Source organism: Nostoc foliaceum FACHB-393, from assembly GCF_014698505.1.
Taxonomy (GTDB): Bacteria; Cyanobacteriota; Cyanobacteriia; order Cyanobacteriales; family Nostocaceae; genus Nostoc; species Nostoc foliaceum_A.
Genome location: NZ_JACJTD010000037.1, coordinates 58714 through 78606 on the forward strand (window position 1 = coordinate 58714; position 19893 = coordinate 78606).

A 19893-nucleotide genomic window follows, 5' to 3' on the forward strand; every position below is an offset into this window, starting at 1 on the left:
TGTCAACACAGACAACTAATTTAATTGACATCTAAGACTTGGTTTCTTGTGTCTGTGCGTCAATAATTACACTCCAGTCATCATTTGTCACAGCAGCTTCAAGCTGACGCTGACGTTCGGCTATAGTCGCATCTATTGTTTCTGACTCTTTAGAAAGGGTTGTGTCAGCCATTGCTTTCCGCAGTTTTAGCTTTTTCTCCTCGTAGGCTTGACGTTCCGCCTCTGACATTACCGCCTTGGCAGCTTCGCCTACCGTACTAGCCCACATATCGCCATCAGTTGCATTACCAGGTGGTGTACTTTCGAGTTCTGCTATCCACGCATCTCGCAAATCTTCCATTTCTTGACGCTTGGGGAACTTGAACGCTTGCACACGTACAAAAGCACACTTTTGCTGACCATTTTGGCTAAGATGACTATTTAGGGAAAGCAACACATTCCGAGAATAGCCAATGTATTGGGTGCAGCGTTCTGCATCTAATACTGCATAAACACCCGCAATTTTAGCGTTCTGAGCAGCTGCACTCCAAGCCTCAAGACCAATGATTTCAGTACCATCGTTTGCCAGTTCAGGGGTTATACTCACCTCAGTGGCGGTGTGTTCGTCGTCAGAACTATACAAAAATTCATGTAGTCCACGGTGGTTAATGGGGACATTTTGATGTTCAATTGGCGAGTTGTGCTGAGTTTCCATCGTAGTTTATCTCCAAGTTATTAATTAGCGCTACGCAAATATATGCCTTTAGAATATTGAAGCTTAAATCTACTCACATCCCCAAATTCTTGCTGACCAACCGAAAACAACTATTAGACCTTATATGAATCAATTAACACCTAAAAATTGGATATTAATCAAACAGCGACTGACCCCTTATTTATTTTTACTACCCGCTTTAGTTCTTTTGGGGTTAACAGTCTTTTGGCCTGCACTGCAAGCGTTTTACCTCAGCTTTACCAGCTACGAAGATATTGCCCAGCCGCCACTATGGATAGGTTTTGCCAACTTCCTCAAACTTTGGAAGGATGCAGTTTTTTGGAAAACTTTGGAAAACACTTTTTTATATCTTGTAGGTGTAGTCCCAATTTTAGTAATTGCTCCCCTAGTACTGGCAATTTTGGTAAATCAGAAACTGCGGGGGATGAATTGGTTTAGGTCGGCATACTACACCCCAGTGGTAATTTCAATGGTGGTTGCGGGAATAGCTTGGAAATGGCTCTATGCAGAAAACGGATTACTCAATCAATTACTGAAAGCTTTGGGTCTTTTTCCAGAAGGTATCCCTTGGCTAACTAGCCCAGTAAAAATCTTTGGTATTGTACCAATTTCTCTTGCCAGCATTATGGCTGTCACCGTGTGGAAAGGACTAGGTTACTACATGGTAATTTATTTAGCAGGGTTACAATCAATTCCTGCTGATGTTTACGAAGCCGCTGCGATCGATGGCTCTGATGGTATTAGCAAACATTGGGATATTACCATACCTTTGATGAAGCCGTATTTAGCATTAGTGGCGGTGATTTCGGCTATTTCTGCCACCAAAGTATTTGAAGAAGTATACATCATGACCCAAGGTGGCCCACTCAGTAGCTCCAAAACGATAGTTTATTATCTATATGAGCAAGCTTTTGCTAACTTGGAAATCAGCTATGCTTGCACAATTGGTTTAGTACTATTTTTGATCATCTTAGGATTATCAATTTTGCGATTAGTTATCAATCAAGAGGGGGGCGATAATATCACCATTTAATATTTACTTAGTAAATATATTAAAATATTTCAACATCCAGAGTGCATGAAAACAGACACGATTTTTTACACTAACCTGACTTTCCAGAAGACATAATCTATTTTGTTGAAGTACAGTTTCAGCGCGATGACGATATTTACTGGAGAATAATAACAGAAGCTTTCCTGTATATAAATCAATATAAACCTCAACGTCGCTGCAAGCAGTATTACTTTTTGCTCAACGCAGTCTCGATCCAGGCATACCATTCATCTATCAAACATCATTAAATCAACAGCAAATTCGTATAATTTATTTAGACGAGTTAGATGATGTACCATCAACTTCGATTGGGCTAGGCGTGATTAAGTTAGTCGTTGCAACAGAAGATCAAGCCGTACAGCAAGCGAAAAACTTGATAAATCAAGTACAGCAAACGGATGAAGCTAACCGTAGCAATCTCTTAGAATTAGTAGAGAGAATGCTTATCTATAAATTTGTAAACAAAACTCAGCAGGAGTTGGAAGCGATGTTTGGATTAACCGATTGGAGACAAACTAAATTTTACCAGGAAGTAAAAGAAGAAACAAAGTTGGAGACTATACCCCGTCTGCTTAAGTTTGGTTTAAGTATAGAGCAAATAGCCCAAGCATTAGAATTGGATGTTGAACAGGTACGACAAGCTATTGATAAGCATGGAAAAGAGGGAACAGAAAGTAATTCATAATTAGAAGAGAGTTATTTAAAAACGTGTTTGATACTCCACTACTGCACGACTATCATCGGTTAAGTTAGTGGAAGCACGCACACGAAACTCATCGTTTATCCGGTAATTAACACCCCATTGAAAGGGGTCATTTGTCGTCAAAATCTTGATACTGGAAACGGAAATTTTAGAAGAAATATCAACTCCAGCTTCTGCTGCCAATTCCAAGGTTGAACTGCTCCTTCCAGCTTCGGGATTCTCAGAAAGAACGGTAGGAAATATCCGCAGTTCACTTAAGCCAAAGGTATTTCCAATCTGGTTAAAAGCTGACTGAAAATTGTTGAACACAGCCGAACCTGCGATGTTAATTAGGCCCAAAGTACTGTCACCACGACCTTGGGTGTCTACAAACCCACCTCCTAAAAGAGCAACAATTTCGGTTTGACTACGTGACGGACTACTTGTTAGTTCTAGATTTTCGTTCAGCTTGCTGGCGAGACCGTTGACAGTGGCTTCAACTCGAACACTCTCTAAAGCTGATAAACCTGTGGTATTTATCCGGCTGAAATCATTACTTTGAGTGACGTCTAATACTTTGGCAAATAGCCGAATATCTAAGTCAGGGTCGCGGGGTTGAGAGGGACTAAAAGTTGCGGTGTGTTTATAGCCACGAGCAAGGTTAAATTGGGTAGTAAATAAATTCACCCCACCTTGTTCTAACCGGATAGTACCATCGGGTATGGGCTGATTGATTGAGCCGTTAACTATGAGATTACCAGTTGCACGGAAGTTGAGAATAGGGGGACGCGTAATTTGGACGTTTTTACCTAGTTCCAAATCTAGATTATTAAATCTAGCGTTCGCATTTCCTATCCCATTCCCAATTTCAGATTTACTCTGCTTATTATCTTTTGTGGGTGATACACCCAGACCACTATTTGCAGATGAAGTCGCGTCGGTAGATTCCGCCAGCAATACCTGACCATCAAATAAATTTACTTTACCGCCAATTACTGGGTTAAGCGCAGAACCAGTAATTTGTAAATTGCCGCTAGCGCCTCCCTGGTAAAGTCCCTTGAGATTTAACGCTAGCTGATCGAGATTAACAGTCAGGGGATTGTTGATAGTGGTGTTCTCATTGTTGAAAATGGGAATTTCTCCAGCAACTGCTACGTTCCCACGGCTAAATCTACCCTGAAGATTTTCTACTAAGATGGTGTCGAAATTGAACAGCACTCTACCTGTAACACGTCTGAGCTTACCTGGCAAAGCCTGAGCTGAAAAAGTAGCATTATTGACAGTAGCAATTCCATTTACTTCGGGTTTTTGCAACGTTCCGCGTACCTTGAGGTCTATTTCTCCTTTTCCTCTCTCAAATACCACTTGATTAGTCAATGCGTTTAACAGTCCCAATCCCTCGTTTTCTAACTTCATGTCTAAACTGATTTGCTCACTGTCTGGTGCTACAGAAGCAAAAGGCAATTTATAAGGGATGCTGCCAGTAATATCAACAGGTTTTGGCCCAGCAACTGCTACAGTACTACCAAAGTTTAAGCGTCCGTTGGCATAGCTAAAACTTGCGATCGCTGACTCTATTTTGTTCTGATTTAGTATTCCTTCTGTGATTTGCAATTCCCCTCTAGCTTGGGGATTAGCAATGCTGCCTGCTAACGCTGCTGTACCGTTAAGATTACCTGTGATTCCAACTGGCAGTTTGACAAAATTATTCAGTAATTGTACCGGAAAATTATTCACCCGTAACTGGCCAGATTGTTCATCACCGCCAATGTTACCCGTGAAGGCAATCAGCCTGTTTTCAGATTCAAGCCGTAAAGGTCGCAAACTCAAAACACCGTTTTCAAAGTTGCCTTCGGCAATCACTTTGTCGGCAGTATAAAAACGATTTCGTTCTTCCTTTTTACCCCAGGCAAAGTTTTGTCCATTCAAATTAAAATCCACTGATAATCCATTGGCTGTAGCTGTATTTACAGCCACTTCCCCATTGAAAGTTCCTTTTAAGTCTGCCAAATCTGGTATGGGAGTGGAATTAAGTCGCTGTTCTTCCTGTTCTGCTACCAAAGTTTCAATTTCAGAAAACCGTTGGATTTGGGTTAATAAGGGTTGATTTGGTGCTCCTTGGGGGGTGGTGCTTAGATCCGCTGCTGTGCCGTAGATTTCTGCTGAACCACCTGGCAAATTTTGTAAATCAAATATCTGCGCTACAGTTAGAACGTCTTGGATCTCTCCTTGGTTGACATTCAGTTTCCCTTGTAGTTGAGGCCCTTTAGGGCTTTGGGCAAAAGTACCGACAAGAGCGTAGCTACTTTTACCTTTGACAAATTCGCTACTGGTGAGGGTGCCTTTCCCATTACTGTAGCGGAATTGAGCAGCTATTCGATCGCCTTTAAGTCGGCCAATTTGCGGATTAGCGATCGCTAAATTTCCCGTAGCTGCTAATGTCTGCTGATTAAACAGCAAATCCCCAGTTAATAATCCAGTTATCTTACCAGTACCCAATCGAGTAACTGGTGGCGGAGTCAAATTCAATATTTGTAAGGGGAAGTTTGCGACTTTGAGTGCCCAATCATTGCCCTGAATATTACCTGTGGCTGATGCTTGCTGCCATTTGACTAAGAAAGATTTCGGGCGATTATTGGCATCTAAATTAAAGGCCAGGCGATCACTATTTCCTGCCAAGTTCAAATTTAACCCGCGTCCCTGTGCTGAATCGATGTTTCCAGTTAACAACGGTTCAAAAGCAATATCTTGAACAACTAAGTCTCGTAAATTAATTTGCCCTACCACATTTGGCAAGGGCAGTTTACCAGTTATTTGACCGTTAAAATCTACTCTCCCCGCCACAGCAACCTGATTAGGAAAATTGATCGGTAACTGTTTTAAGTTGTAATTCTGCGCCTGGACGTTGAGATTTAGGGCAGTAATTTCCGGTATACCTGCTTTTTTCGCATTGGCTAATATGTTACCAGTAACACTTAAACCGGGAGCAGTTGCTCGTTCAATGGTCAGCCTTTCACCACTCCAAGCGATCGCAGCACTCAGAGGTTGCTCAAGGCCAGGGATACCTTGGGATAATTGCACCTGTCCAGCAGCACGCACATCAGCTAATTTGGATGATCCTAGCGTGCCAGCTAATTGCAACTGACCGCCAAACTGACCCCGCAATTGCTGATTGAAGCGATTTAATTCCACACCGGAAGCATCGACTACAGCTTGATAGCGACCATTAGCCAATTGGATATTAGATGCTGCGATCGTTCCACCTGCAACATCCAGCCGTCCTTCACCATTGGCTTGAATAGTTTGCGGTTGGAAGGACTCCACAGAACCCGCCACATTTGCTTGACCAGTTAAAACTCCCCGAAACTGGGGTGGTACTGCTGCCAACTGCTGCAACGGTACATTATTTGCTTGAACTTGTGCCTGATACACACCATTAGCAAGTTGGATATTAGAGGCTGTAATAGTTCCACCTGCAACATCCACCCGCGCCTGACCGATCGCTTGGATAGTTTGCGGTTGGAAGGACTCAACAGAACCCGCCACATTTACTTGACCAGTTAACGTCCCTCGGAACTGCGGTGGTACTGCTGCCAACTGCCGCACAGGAACATTTTTAGCCTGAACTTGCGCCTGATACACACCATTAGCAAGTTGGATATTAGAAGCTGTAATAGTTCCACTCGCAACATTTACCCGCGCCTGACCGTTGGCTTGAATAGTTTGCAGTTTAAAAGAATCAACAGAACCCGCTACGTTGAACTGACCAGTTAACGCTCCTTGAAACTGCTTTGGTACTGATGCCAACTGCTGCACAGGCACATTCTTAGCCTGAACTTGCGCCTGATATACACCATTAGCCACTTGAATATTTTTAGCTGTAACCGCACCGCCGCCAATAGCAAGGCGACCTTCACCATTGCCACGGAAGGTTTTCAGGCTGAAATTATCTCTACTGCCTGCGATTTGGAACGTACCCGCCAATGGATTATTTAAAGCTGGGGGAGACTGTTTCAATATCTGTCCTAACCGCACACCATTAGCTACAAGTTGAGCAGAGAAGCTTTGGTCTTGCAGTTGGATATTAGAAACTGCAACAGTGCCGCCACCAATTTGAACTCCTGCACCATCACTGCGAATCGTGGCAATTTCAAACGGTGCTGTGCTGCCTGAGAGGATGAGCCGACCATTGAACTGTGCCCCAGCCAAAGAGACATTTTGCAATTGACTTTTGTCTACAAAGGGTTCCAATTTTACCCCAGAGGCAACAGCCACAGCTTGCCAACGCTCATTGGCGTAACTACCAGTTGCCCGGACTGTACCACCACTCACATTCAGAGCCACATTACGGAAAGAGACGTTGCGATTTGGAGCGATCGCAACTTCGCCAGTTCCGGGGTAAGTTCCGTTAGGAGCTTGAAATCTTACCACAGTTTGGACATTGGTAGGAGCGCCTGTTAGTTGGGCTGTACCTGAGACATTGCCGATTTGGAAAGTGGGTGTTGTTTCATAAACTTTTGCGATCGCATCTCCTGGAACATTCTTGGCAGCAAAATTTAAATCCAGTCGCGGGGTTTTACCAAGTTGAATTGTACCAGCGCCCGTAATGTCACCACCAACTTTGGCTTTACCTTGAATATCTTTGAGGGTAATTAAAGAGGAACTAGTAACAAGCTCAAACTTACTACTGATACTATTAAAATCAACTTTATCAATCCGAGCAGTTTGGATTGTGGTAACTGTGCCTGAGAGAATTGGTTCTTTTGTTGATCCGGTAATCTGCAAAGAAGCTTGTACTTGTCCAGCGATCGGCACAGGTAGTTTTACCTTGAGAGTTTCCTGAGCATTCGCCAAACTCACTGCATTTACACGCCCTGCCAACTTAAAGCCTGCTTGAGTGTCGATGATTCCCGTAGCCACTACGGGGATTTTGCCGTAGTTGGTAGTAATATTATCTAACTGTAATTCCGTTCCCTGGAAGCGGAGGTTTCCTTGGCTATTGCTCAACAGTTGCGGTACTTTAGGTATTTGAAGTGTTACCCCTTGCACAGCCGCACTGCCATACAATAAAGTCTGCTGTCCTGGTGTTAACCTAACTAACAAGTCGCCATTGGCTCGACCCGCCTGTAAGTTCACTGGTAACTTGATCAATCGAGTAATATCCTCAGCCAGCAAGTCTTGTCCTTGCACCTGAAAGTTGCCTGCTAGCACCTTGGAACGCGTCTCTCCCTGAATGGCAATACTGCCACCCCTGTCTGCTTGACCCCCCACTTCAAACCTGATTAACTGGTTATTTGCTAAAAGTTGGGCAGAACCATTCAGTTGAGAAAATGTTACGGGGGATAAGGGAGAAGAGGCAGAGGGGCGGGGTGCGGGGGGCAGAGGGGAAAACTCTTCTCCCTTGCTCCCTGCTCCCTGCTCCCTTGCTTCTCCCTCTGCTCTCTCCTGCGGCATCAACGCCAGCTTGGCATTGCGAAACCGTAGGTTGTCCAAATCTGTTTTAATGGCACCGCCTTGACCTGACGACGCTATATTAGTGGAAACCCATCGCCCTTGGTTATCCTGTTCAATGTAAATATCTGGGTTGACTAGGGTAACATCTAGCTTTAGCTGGCGGTTAAAAATTAACTGCACTGGGTTAAAACCCACCTCCACAGTTTCCACTGCGGCTCGATCTGGATCTGTGGGTGTGGCTGGGATAGTTGAAGCTCCAAACTGCACTCCCGTCAACGAAAATTGTGTGACTCTTCCCAGTTTTACAGGACGATTGAGTGTAGTCGTGAGACTTTGTTGTGCCAAGGGTGTTAACTCTGTTTGGACAAAAGTCCACAACCGCCAAATACCAACGAGAACTCCTAACAGCAAAAGTCCGCCCAAAGCAATGCTGCCCCGACTCAAAACCAGTAACCACAGACGCTTGCGGATAGGGGACGGGGAGAGAATATCTTGATTGGGAGATTTAGTCATTTGCTTTCACTGTATTAATTGCCAGATTTCGCTGGCCCGCACAAGCATTAACTGGCACATTGATTCAGTATGCCATTTCCAGGATACGCCAACTAAACCCAAGTCCTCATTGGTTGAGTTACGGTATTTGCTTGATCCAATACTTAAATATTGCTTAATAATATTGGCGTTTTCAGGTAAATCTGATCTGAATAGAGTGAAAATTGTTCCTGTGACTTTCGCTGAGTCACAACCTAGAACTTTAATATGAATAGACCTTAAAAAAGACAGATGATTACACCAATGCGTGTTTTTGTGTTAATTTTTAATGCTCGAACGGAAAATGAGGGGATTCACACGATTAGGGAGGGCGATCGCAATAAAATTCTGATGTTCGAGTCAGAAGACGATGCCACGCGCTTTGCCCTAATGCTGGAAGCTCAGGATTTCCCGTCACCTACACCAGAACCGATCGATGCTGAGGAAATCAAGGAATTTTGCGAAAGTGCTGGATATGAATGGGAAATCATCCCAGAAAACAGCAATTTAGTTGTAACTCCCCCAGAACTTAACGTGGAAGAAACCGATTGGCAAGAAGATGCCCAGAAGGAGGATACTGTTGAAGACACCTTCCCTCTCAATCAACAGCCACTAGAAGAACCAGAATTGTCTGATTCTGAACTAGAGAAAATTCGTCGCAAATTAGAAGGATTATTGTAATTAGTCATTAGTCATTAGTCATTAGTCATTGGTCACTGGTCATTAGCCATTGGTCGCTAACTGACTAATGACAACGGATATATACGCCCAAAGAGCGGCTTCCCGTAGGGTAAGACAAAGGACAAAGGATAAATGACAAATTTGCAGGAACGCGGGCATCTTTTAACCGAGTTGGTAAATCCTAACAGTCTGAACTTAGACCAGCTCAGTTCTCTGGAATTGGTGGAGCTGTTTAATAACGAAGACCAAAAGGCGGTCGAGGCGGTTGCAGCGGCGAAAATTCAGTTAGCAGAGGCAATTGAGCGCACCGCAGAGCGTTTGCGCCACGGAGGACGGCTATTTTATATCGGTGCGGGTACGAGTGGTAGGTTAGGGGTATTAGATGCTGCTGAGTGTCCACCTACTTTTTGTACACCTCCAGAGTTGGTACAGGGAATTATTGCTGGTGGTGCTGGAGCACTGGTACGCAGTTCAGAGGATTTAGAAGACAGCATCCAAGATGGCGAGGCTGCGATCGCTGGGCGACATATTACCCAGCTAGATGTCGTAGTCGGCATTACCGCTGGTGGGACAACGCCATTTGTTCATGGTGCGCTTCATGCTGCTCGTCAGCGAGGAGCCACTACTATTTTTATCGCCTGTGTTCCAGCGGAACAAGTTAGATTTGATGCCGATATTGACATTCGCCTATTGACAGGGCCAGAAATAATCGCCGGCTCAACTCGCCTGAAAGCTGGTACAGCCACTAAATTAGCTTTAAATATCCTTTCTACTGGGGTGATGGTTAAGCTAGGCAAAGTGTATGGCAATCGGATGGTGGATGTGGCGGTCACAAATCAAAAGTTACGCGATCGCGCTTTGCGAATTTTGCAAGACCTCACAGGTTTAAGTCGTGAAGCTGCTGGCTTTTTACTAGAACGCAGCGGTAAATGGGTCAAGCTAGCCCTATTGATGCACTGGACTGGTTTGGAAAAAGACGAGGGCGATCGACTTCTTGCAGAACACCAAAGTAATCTTAGGGCAGCAGTTTTGAGTTATCAAAACCACAACCAAGCTTAAAGAAATTTTTCTAAATAAATACTCTATTGATGGCTGCTACTTGTCTTAGTAGCACGCCTTTTTTTAAGATAATATTCTCTCGAAAAATTCACTACTAGTGATATACATTAAGAAAAATAAAGTTAAATATTTTTTTTTAACATTTCTTGCCAATCTCAATAACTAATACAATTTTCTAAGAGGCTACACAAAATAAAGCAAAAATATCTAGAAACGGTTAATCTCTTTTAAACAAAAATTCAGAACTTATACGGATATAATTCCGTATGAAACATTCTTAAAATAATATATCAATACTGAATGCATATTACTGATGTGGACTATAACAACTCACTTGAGTCGTACATCTTGCCAATAAGAAACTTTGTGCTAGATAACTTTTTTACTAGCAACTTTTTTGCTATTTCCCCATCTCCCTTGCTTTTAATAATCTTGATTTAGGCTGCTATATACCAAATGCATTTGCCCATATTGACATATCTGCTGAACACTATATAGCTAGTGTGGGTTTTTCAATGGCTGGCTTTTTAATTAAAGGAATAAAGTATGACCCACCCAGAACTTATTTTTTCAAATAACATAGTTAATGAATTTAAAACTTGTACTCAGCTGCAATACAATGGCAAATTAAATATTAAAAGTTCAAAAGGCAGCCAATGGACTTTTTATTATCGGCTAGGACGCATAGTTTGGGCGACAGGGGGAACTCATCCCTTCCGGCGCTGGCGTAGACATATGGCCCAAAATTGTCCTCAAATTGATCTTGATAAATTGCAGTTGCGTTTACAAGATTTATCAATTGATTATTGGGATTACCGCCTTCTAGAAATCTTTTATAAAAAACAAAAAATCCAGCGGGAACAGATTCAGTCTATTGCTGAGAACACGATAGTAGAATTATTATTTGACCTAGCTCTGCAAGGGAATTTTGCTTCTATAAGTTGCAATCGCAGCCAAGAAGTTATCTTAGAAACAGCAATGAGCTTTACAAGTGCAGAAATGTCTGTAAAGCATATGCAAGACTCGTGGAAAATTTGGTCAGAAGCTGGTTTAGCAAATTTTTCTCCTGACTTAGCACCAGTTCTGCGGCGACCAGAACAACTCCAGCAAATGGTAAGTCCATCTGTCTACAAAAACTTTGTCAATTTAATCAACGGCAAATTAACTCTGCGAGATTTAGCCGTGAAAATGAAACAGAGTGTACTACCACTCACCCGTTCATTGCTTCCCTATGTTCTTAAAGGAATCATTGAATTAGTGGAAGTACCTGACATACCCTTAGGAGTTACAGAAGGCAACAAGAACTCTAGCACTACACAACCAAAGAAGCGGACTGCTCCACTAGTGGCTTGTGTCGATGATAGCCCTCAGGTATGTAAAATGCTAGAGGATATTATCACTTCCAATGGATTAAGGTTTGTCAAGATTCAAGATGCTGTACAAGCTCTACCAACCCTCATTCAGGATAAACCAGACCTGATTTTCTTGGATTTGATTATGCCAGTTGCCAGTGGTTACGAAATTTGCACTCAGTTGCGACGAATATCTACCTTTACCAACACACCAATAATTATATTAACAGGCAGTGATGGTCTTTTAGATAGAGTTCGTGCCAAAGTAGTTGGTTCTACAGATTTTCTCACTAAACCTGTAGTGGCTGATAAGGTAATGGCTATAGTCCGTAAATATTTACCTACATCGAATGTATCTATCGATAAGAGTAAATCTAATTTAGAGGTTTGTAATTAGGGGGACTTAGTAATTTTACTTGATGATTAACCACGAGCTAATCTGATGAGCTTTAAAATTTAATTTTTCAGGAATAGCCATAACAGAAATCTTTATAGCCTGATATTTTCCACCTCAGTAAACATAAAAATGCTGGGGTGATGAATAAATAAAAAATCATAATTTAAAAAAGACAATTCAATTAGATAGTGATCTGAAACCAATCTAACTTTGTGCTAAAAAATTAAATACTTAATAAAAATTTAAAACCTAATTTATCATCTGATGTTTCTACAAAATAACTTCTTAATTATAATGATAAATGCTTTTATTATCTTATGAGCTTAATTTATATTAAACATTAGTTAAATTGTATTTATTACGTACTTTTTCTGAGGTTAATAAATAAAGATTAAACCAAAATTAGACAAATACAATTTTTTGTATTTATAGCAATCCTATTTGAGTTGTTAAATAGTGGTTAGGGGCTAGTTTCTAGTCCCTTGCATCTCTTTGTTAAGGAATCATTTAGGATTTGTATGTCTAATTTGTTTACATTCTCAAAAGATTTTAACGAGTAATTGCCATGAATACTGTTTTAGTTGTTGAAGATGGCTTAACAGATATGGAAATAATCAGCCGTTACTTGCAACAGGCAGGTTATTCTGTGATTAGCGCCACAAGCAGTGAAGAAGCTCAAGACAAAATAGATAAAAATAAACCAGATTTAATATTTCTTGACGTAATTTTACCAGGGAAAAGTGGCTTTGAAATTTGCAGAGAATTGAAAAATAATCCCAACACTAGTAAAATACCTGTAGTTTTTTGCTCTACAAAAAATAGTGATGTAGATAAAATTTGGGGTAATATGTTGGGCGCTGATGGTTATTTATCAAAACCGATTAATAGAGACGAACTAGTGGTAATTCTAAAGCGTTTAATTAATTAATAAAAATGAAATAATTCAACAAACACTAGAAGACGCTATTTCTAATCATAACTTCTGCAAGATTCACATAATAACTGCAAATAGTGGCTAGAGTTCAATAATCAAAGACTAAGGATCAATAACTTTGGAAACCAAGGAAAAGTTTTTAAGTTTTAATTTGGGAGTAAGTGATACAGCCGTAATTTCGTTACAACACATCACAGAAATTTTGCAAGTATCATTACCAGAAATATGTGGCGTTCCTCAGATGCCCAATAGCGTCTTGGGTATTTATAACTGGCGCGGTGAGATGCTTTGGCTGGTAGATTTAGAGTCAATGTTAGGATATCCTCCAATTTCGCAAGGCTCAAATTTACTTTCAAGAATGATGGCGATTGTTCTGGAAAATAAGGGTAAGTATTTGGGGCTATTGGTGCGACAGCTTATAGATATTGAATGGCTAGATACTAAGCAAATAAAACCCCAAACTCCCGAATTATTTTATCCTAAAATATCACCTTTTTTACAGGGATACTTTATTAATAGTTCCGAGGATATTATTTTTAGTTTGGATGCTATAACTATTATCCAAGCTTCTATTTGGGGGATTCACAATTGAACATAGACTTTAATCCTGCCTGAATTACCCAATACTATTTCCTTCTTACCCGCAACATATCAAACTATTACAAACCACAAATACTGAGGATAATCAAATGACATTTTTGTATAACAATAGCCATGAAAACCAGCATCTAATCTCTGAGCTAGAAAATCAGAATGGTAACGCTCATATAGCGAATATTGCTAATAATGAAATATCTTTATTAAATGCGATCGCTCAGGAATTTAAAACTTGGCGGCGACAGTTGCAAGATATCGCAACTCATATGCGCCAAGCTCCAGACCTTGATACACTACTCAAAATCACTGTATCGCAGATTAGAGAAAAGATTGGCTGCGATCGCGCCTTAATTTATCAGTTTACTTCCCTTGATTCAGGTAATGTTTTAGCAGAATCAAGAACACTAGGTTGGACACCAACTTTAGGCGAAAATATTCCAGGAATTATTTTTGGCTTATATACCAATCAAGACTATATAGAACCTGTAGTTATTGACGATATTAATCAGATACAACTTACACCCTATCAAAAGCAACTGTTAGATAAATTTCAAATTAAAGCTAGTTTGAGTTTACCGATTGTAGTAGAAGGTAAAGTATGGGGGTTACTGGCAGTAAATAATTGCTACTCAACGCGGCAGTGGCAAGAGGTAGAAATTAGTCTCCTATCTCAAATTACAACAGAACTAGCCTACAAATTACAGAGCTTTGGATTTCAAAAAGAACAGCAACAGCGAATACTAGCAAAAAAATCGGTAGCTAAAGTCATTGACAAAATTCTGCGGGTATCAAATGTTGATAAGCTCTTTCAAACAACCACTCAAGAAGTACGCCAATTACTAAAATGCGATCGCGTTGGCGTTTATCGCTTTCAACCTGACTGGAGTGGCGAATTTGTAGCTGAGTCAGTGGGTAATGGCTGGATAAAAATGGTAGGCCCTGATTTTTACATGGTCTGGGAAGATACCCACTTACAAGACACTCAAGGAGGACGTTATGCCAAAGGTGAAACCTTTGTGGCCAATGACATTTATCAAATGGGCCATTCTCAATGTCACATTGACATTTTAGAGCAGTATGAAATGAAGTCTTACGTCATTGCGCCAATATTTTCTGGAGAAAAACTATGGGGTTTGCTGGCAGCTTACCAAAATTCTGGGCCTCGTGATTGGCAACCTTGGGAAGAAAGCTTTGTGACTCAAATTGGACTGCAATTTGGTGTGGCTATCTCACAAGGGGAATATCTGGAACAAGTGCAGACAAAATCTGACCAACTAGCTCAAATAGTTGAGCAAGAAAAAGTTTTCACTAAAATAGTCAACCGCATCCGACAATCGTCAGATGTAGAAAGCGTTTTCAAAACAACCACTCAAGAAGTGCGTCAATCACTGCAATGCGATCGCGTCGCTGTCTATCGCTTTAACTCTGACTGGGGTGGCGAATTCGTGGCTGAGTCTGTGGGTACTGGTTGGACAAAACTGGTAGGCCCTGATATTAAAACCGTTTTGGACGATACCTACTTGCAAGAAACTAAGGGAGGTAGATATGTCAGAGGTGAAAACTTTGTTGTAAATGACATCTATGAAGTAGGGCTTGCTCCTTGCCATATTGAGATTTTAGAGCAGTTTGAAGCCAAAGCTTACATAATTGTTCCTATATTCTTCGGGGATAAATTGTGGGGCTTGCTGGCGGCTTATCAAAATTCCAGCATCCGTGAATGGCAAACCTGGGAAGTGAACTTTTTGGTTCAGACTAGCTTGCAATTTAGCCTAGCTAAATCACAGATCGATTATTTGGAATTAGTGCGGATTAAATCTGAAAAATTAGCTCAGATAGCAGAACAAGAGAAAGCTGTCACCAAGATCAGTAACCGCATCCGCCAATCTTTAGATGTAGAAGAAATCTTCAAAACCACCACTCAAGAAGTAAGACAATTACTGCGATGCGATCGCGTCGCAGTCTATCGTTTCAGCCCTAACTGGAGTGGTGAGTTTGTAGCAGAATCAGCAGGTCATCTTTGGGTAAAACTGGTAGGCCCGGATATAAAAACTGTCTGGGAAGATACCCACTTACAAGAAACTCAGGGAGGCCGATATATCCAGGGTGAAAACTTTGTTGTAAATGACATCTATCAGGTAGGTCATTCTCCTTGCCACATTGAAATTTTAGAGCAATTTGAAGTTAAAGCTTATGTAATTGTTCCTGTATTTGCTGGGGAACAATTGTGGGGCTTGCTGGCAGCTTATCAAAATTCGGGAACTCGTGATTGGGAAGAATCGGAAGTCACTTTGTTATCACGCATTGGTAGCCAGTTAGGACTGGCATTACAACATACCGAGTATTTGCAACAAGTACAAGCGCAGTCAGCAAAATTAGCAGAAGCAGCAGCACGGGAAAAAGCAGCCAAAGAATTACTACAACAACGATCTATTCAACTTCTAACAGCTCTTAGACCCGCTCTCAACGGCGACTTAACGGTACGCGCACCAATTACAGAAGACGAACTAGGAACGATCGCAGATGCTTACAATAATACTCTGCAAGCACTGCGGCAAATCGTTATTCAGGTACAAGGGGCTGCTCAACAAGTTGCCCAAACTTCTAGCAATAGCGATACTTCACTAGCGGGATTGACCAATCTAGCGCAACAACAATCTGAGGAAATTACCGCAGCCTTAGGTGACATTCAACAGATGGTGGACTCTACTCAAGCTGTGGTCGCAAATGCTGAGTTAGTGCAACTAGCAGTGCAACAAGCCAATCAAACTGTAGAGTCTGGCGATACTGCGATGAACCTAACTGTAAAAGCAATCCAAGGAATTCGGGACACCGTTGCTCAAACCAGCAAAAAGATTAAACGCCTCAGTGAATCTTCGCAAAAAATCTCCAAAGTGGTGAATTTGATTGGTAATTTTGCCACACAGACAAACGTACTGGCTCTAAATGCTGCCATTGAAGCCACCCGTGCCGGTGAATATGGCAAAGGCTTTGCAGTTGTAGCTGATGAAGTCCGTTCTTTATCTCGCCAATCAGCAGCAGCAACCATCGAAATAGAAAAATTAGTCCAAGAGATTCAAGCAGAAACCGGGGAAGTTGCAGTAGCAATGGAAATTGGCATTCAGCAGGTGGTAGAAGGTACAAATCTTGTCAGTGACACTCGCCAAAACTTAAATGCGATCGTTTCTGCAACTGCCGAAATTAGTCAGCTAATCGAGCGCATTACCGCAGCAACTCAAAAACAAATGACGCAATCTGTAACAGTAACTAAATCAATGCAAGATGTAGCAGAAATTGCCAATAAGACTTTTGCAGAATCTCAAGAAATTGCTACCGTGTTCCAAGAGTTATCAGGAATGGCGCAAGAGCTATTAACAACTGCTAGCAAGTTTAAAGTCAAATGAAAAATAGTTAGGAGTTAGGAGTTATGAGTTATTGGGTCAAAGCATTAATTAAATAAGTCACTATTTTATTTGCAAATTTAAAAATGCTTTGACCTTAATTAATTGTAATTTTTGAGTTGAAGATAGGAGAAGAGTAATTAGCAGAGAGTATTATTCAACAGAAGAGTTTTAAATTTGCTTTTGAAATTATTCACCTATATATGAAACTGCAAGATCAACGGGAATATGTGCTTTCTAAGCAATTATTACGAAGTGGGACAAGTATTGGCGCGAATGTTGAAGAGGCTAGTGGTGGTCAGAGTAGAAAGGATTTCTTGGCAAAAATGTATATTGCATACAAAGAAGCTAGGGAAACTAAATACTGGCTACGTCTACTACAACAGTCCAAACTAGTAAATATTGATTTAACCAATGAACTAATCTATGCAGACGAAATCATTCGATTTTTGAGTTCAATAGTCAAGACAACTGAAAAATCAATTAGTTGATCAACTCCCAACTCCTAACTCCTAACTCCTAACTCCCTACTCCCTAATTATGATTACAGATAAAGAAATTCGAGAACAAGGATACATCTATTTTCTAGCTGAAGCCCCGGAATTAGTCCAAATTATTGAGCAAGAACTATTTAGCTTATCGGAAGGTTATAGTACTGCTAAAGTTCACAACTTAATGCGGGCTACTCATACACTGAAAGGTGGTGCTGCTAATGTTGGGCTAGAAGTAATTAAGATGATAGCCCATTTTTTAGAAGATGTATTTAAGGCTCTATATAATCCAAACGTGGTATTTGATGCCGAATTACAAACACTTTTATTACAAGCTTATGAGTGTCTTAGTATAGCATTAAATACCGAATTAATAGGTAGTACTATTAATGACGAAGAACTAATACATCGAGCAACTTCAGTGTTTGCACAGTTACAAGAAAAACTAGGTGATGCTTTTGGTGCTGAGTCTCATATTCCCACTTCTGAAGAATTGGGATTTGATATTGTACAATCCGTTTTTGAAGTGGGAGTAGAACAACGGCTAAACAGTATTGCTGAAGCTGTTAACAATCCACCAAATAATGACGATTTTATCGAATTATTACACTCTCAAGCTGAGGTTTTTCTCGGTTTAGCAGAATCTTTAAATTTACCTGGATTGGGAGAAATCTCTCAAACAATCTTGTCAGCGCTGCAAGCAAACCCTACTCAGGTGCAGCAAATTGCAAAAATTGCTCTTGCAGATTTGCAACAAGCGCAACAATTAGTACTAGCAGGCAATCGCACATCTGGCGGAGAAACTTCTCCAGGTTTGCGAAAACTCACGACAGTCGCAAATAATGAGTTATCTGGAGAATTGCAAAATAATTTATCTGCTGGAACCTTTACCCTTAATGAGGAACAATTTTACCAGTTTATCACTACATCCGATAACAATAAAAATGAATCCGTCAACCCAACAACTGCGAAGTTTTATTTAAAAGTAATTCGCTACATTTATGGCTGGTTTAATCACCAGATGGAAATACCAGAGCCAGAACTAAGTTTGACTTTGCTGGTTCCCACATTAGAAAGAAAAAGCCTACTTAATTATATCGAAACTTGGCTGAAAAGTTTTCTTGATTTTGTGCAAGAGAAAGAAGATAGTCAAAGTCTTTGTATTTATCGACGTGGTATCATCTTAATCATCCTATTTGCAGTTGTAAAATTTCAATATTCTATTAAACCATCTGACAGCTATCTCTCAGTAATTAAAATATTACAAAATAGAATTCATACATTAGCACAAGAATATAAAAATTATCCTCCTGTTACCAGCAAAGAGAAGAATTGGCTTGATAGTCCCAACTTACAAACACTGCTAATTCTTAAAGAAATATCTAAGTCTCTATCTTCTCAAGCAACTGATAACCTACTAGAAGCAATATGGGGAGAAGAAGCTAGCCAAAATCTTGCTGCTGAAGTCGTGACTACCCAAACTGATGATTCTTCAGAAAAGCTTGATTCATTAACTGTTGGTGAGCAGGTAGTTGCAGATATTTCTGAAACAGCTATTGAAGTCATGCCTGATTTAGCTACACAAATCAATAAAGAAATAGAAGATAAATCACAGTATGTTCAAACTAAAACTTTTCGCCAACCTTCATTTATCCGAGTAGATACAGAGAGACTACAACACCTCAATTATCTAGCAGGAGAATTGCTGATTTACCAAAAACGGCGTAGTTTACAAGATGAACAGGTCAAAGAAATAATTGAGCAATTAATACAGCAAATCGCTAGACACCAAAGAACTTTAAATGAATTACGCGATTTACCATTACAAATACAAAATATTAACTCACAACAAACACAAAATTTTGCAGTGAAGTTTGACTCTCTAGAAATGGATGTATATACAGAATTTCAGATGACATTGCACGAAGCAATAGAAGAGACACTGCAACTACAAGAAACCACAGAGTCTCTTGACTTACTCGTGACGCAAGCTGCTCAAATTAGTGACAAACAAGAGAATTTAACTCTTAATATTATAGATAGCTTAGTCGAAGCACGAATGTCGCCTTTGGGCAATATACTAAATCGTTTCCCCCACATGGTAAATAAGTTGGGGAATGTTCATGCCAAACTTGTAGAATTGAAACTTACTGGTACTGAAGTACTAGTAGATAAAGCGATCGCTGAAAAGCTCTACGATCCCTTGTTACATCTAATACGTAATGCTTTTGACCACGGTATTGAAGCTCCACAAGTTCGTCGAGAGCTTGGTAAACCAGAACAAGGTTTAATCGAAATCTGCGCCTATCATCAGGGTAGCCAAACAGTTATTGAAGTTCGGGATGATGGACAGGGATTGAATTTAGACAGAATTCGCAGAAAAGCTGTTGAATTTTATCCCATACAAACTGAAGAAAAAATGTAACCGTTCACAGGATTTGAAGCGCTACAGTGAAAAATGGGTTACTGAGGTGGTAGATTAAACTGCATGGAAGAAAACTGCCTCGCCTACGGAATTGAAATTTCCGACTCAGATTGGGATCTGACT

At 40.7% G+C, this 19893-nt stretch carries 11 protein-coding genes and 1 pseudogene; 10 read left to right on the forward strand and 2 right to left on the reverse strand.

Features of this window, described 5'->3' with window-relative positions:
- Window positions 1-31: 31 nt before the first annotated feature.
- Complete coding sequence (locus tag H6G92_RS25315) at window positions 32-694, reverse strand: GIY-YIG nuclease family protein (RefSeq protein WP_190896957.1); 663 nt, start codon at window positions 692-694, stop codon at window positions 32-34.
- Window positions 695-818: 124 nt separating this feature from the next.
- Here H6G92_RS25315 and H6G92_RS25320 point away from each other — a divergent pair, with 124 nt between their 5' ends.
- Together H6G92_RS25320 and H6G92_RS25325 are read left to right on the forward strand one after the other, a co-directional pair.
- Complete coding sequence (locus tag H6G92_RS25320; protein WP_190896959.1) at window positions 819-1748, forward strand: carbohydrate ABC transporter permease; 930 nt, start codon at window positions 819-821, stop codon at window positions 1746-1748.
- Window positions 1749-1882: 134 nt separating this feature from the next.
- A pseudogene (locus tag H6G92_RS25325) lies at window positions 1883-2454 on the forward strand (DUF2887 domain-containing protein).
- A gap of 15 nt (window positions 2455-2469) precedes the next feature.
- Here the strand turns inward: H6G92_RS25325 and H6G92_RS25330 are convergent.
- Complete coding sequence (locus H6G92_RS25330; protein ID WP_190896961.1) at window positions 2470-8418, reverse strand: translocation/assembly module TamB domain-containing protein; 5949 nt, start codon at window positions 8416-8418, stop codon at window positions 2470-2472.
- Window positions 8419-8688: 270 nt separating this feature from the next.
- On the opposite strand from H6G92_RS25330, the gene H6G92_RS25335 reads away from it, so the two are divergent.
- The 8 genes from H6G92_RS25335 to H6G92_RS25370 all read left to right on the forward strand — a co-directional run bounded on the left by H6G92_RS25335 (window position 8689) and on the right by H6G92_RS25370 (window position 19770).
- Window positions 8689-9117 (forward strand): DUF3110 domain-containing protein, encoded by a 429-nt coding sequence (locus H6G92_RS25335; RefSeq protein ID WP_190896963.1) that lies wholly within the window; start codon window positions 8689-8691, stop codon window positions 9115-9117.
- A 132-nt stretch (window positions 9118-9249) separates the two neighbouring features.
- Window positions 9250-10176: an N-acetylmuramic acid 6-phosphate etherase gene (gene murQ, locus H6G92_RS25340; RefSeq protein ID WP_190896965.1), complete on the forward strand. Its 927-nt coding sequence runs from the start codon at window positions 9250-9252 to the stop codon at window positions 10174-10176.
- A 546-nt stretch (window positions 10177-10722) separates the two neighbouring features.
- The gene (locus tag H6G92_RS25345; RefSeq protein ID WP_190896967.1) at window positions 10723-11925 is read left to right on the forward strand and encodes a response regulator; all 1203 of its coding nucleotides are present in this window, start codon (window positions 10723-10725) and stop codon (window positions 11923-11925) included.
- Between the two features lie 565 nt (window positions 11926-12490).
- Entirely contained in the window at window positions 12491-12853 is a 363-nt protein-coding gene (locus H6G92_RS25350) for a response regulator transcription factor (protein ID WP_190896969.1), read from the forward strand.
- A 124-nt stretch (window positions 12854-12977) separates the two neighbouring features.
- Entirely contained in the window at window positions 12978-13451 is a 474-nt protein-coding gene (locus H6G92_RS25355) for a chemotaxis protein CheW (protein ID WP_190896971.1), read from the forward strand.
- A gap of 97 nt (window positions 13452-13548) precedes the next feature.
- Window positions 13549-16857 (forward strand): GAF domain-containing protein, encoded by a 3309-nt coding sequence (locus H6G92_RS25360; RefSeq protein ID WP_190896973.1) that lies wholly within the window; start codon window positions 13549-13551, stop codon window positions 16855-16857.
- 152 nt (window positions 16858-17009) lie between these two features.
- Window positions 17010-17345, forward strand: a complete 336-nt coding sequence (locus H6G92_RS25365; RefSeq protein ID WP_313889996.1) for a four helix bundle protein — start codon at window positions 17010-17012, stop codon at window positions 17343-17345.
- 49 nt (window positions 17346-17394) lie between these two features.
- A complete protein-coding gene (locus tag H6G92_RS25370; protein WP_242059305.1) occupies window positions 17395-19770 on the forward strand; it encodes an Hpt domain-containing protein in 2376 nt (791 codons plus the stop codon).
- The last annotated feature ends 123 nt before the right edge of the window (window positions 19771-19893 follow it).

Excerpts from the sequence above, each read along its gene's own strand:
- H6G92_RS25345 (WP_190896967.1), top strand. The coding sequence starts at position 10,723 with ATGACCCACCCAGAACTTATTTTTTCAAATAACATAGTTAATGAATTT.
- H6G92_RS25360 (WP_190896973.1), top strand. The coding sequence starts at position 13,549 with ATGACATTTTTGTATAACAATAGCCATGAAAACCAGCATCTAATCTCT.
- H6G92_RS25350 (WP_190896969.1), top strand. The coding sequence starts at position 12,491 with ATGAATACTGTTTTAGTTGTTGAAGATGGCTTAACAGATATGGAAATA.
- H6G92_RS25315 (WP_190896957.1), bottom strand. The coding sequence starts at position 694 with ATGGAAACTCAGCACAACTCGCCAATTGAACATCAAAATGTCCCCATT.
- H6G92_RS25370 (WP_242059305.1), top strand. The coding sequence starts at position 17,395 with ATGATTACAGATAAAGAAATTCGAGAACAAGGATACATCTATTTTCTA.
- H6G92_RS25330 (WP_190896961.1), bottom strand. The coding sequence starts at position 8,418 with ATGACTAAATCTCCCAATCAAGATATTCTCTCCCCGTCCCCTATCCGC.
- H6G92_RS25320 (WP_190896959.1), top strand. The coding sequence starts at position 819 with ATGAATCAATTAACACCTAAAAATTGGATATTAATCAAACAGCGACTG.
- murQ (WP_190896965.1), top strand. The coding sequence starts at position 9,250 with ATGACAAATTTGCAGGAACGCGGGCATCTTTTAACCGAGTTGGTAAAT.
- H6G92_RS25335 (WP_190896963.1), top strand. The coding sequence starts at position 8,689 with ATGATTACACCAATGCGTGTTTTTGTGTTAATTTTTAATGCTCGAACG.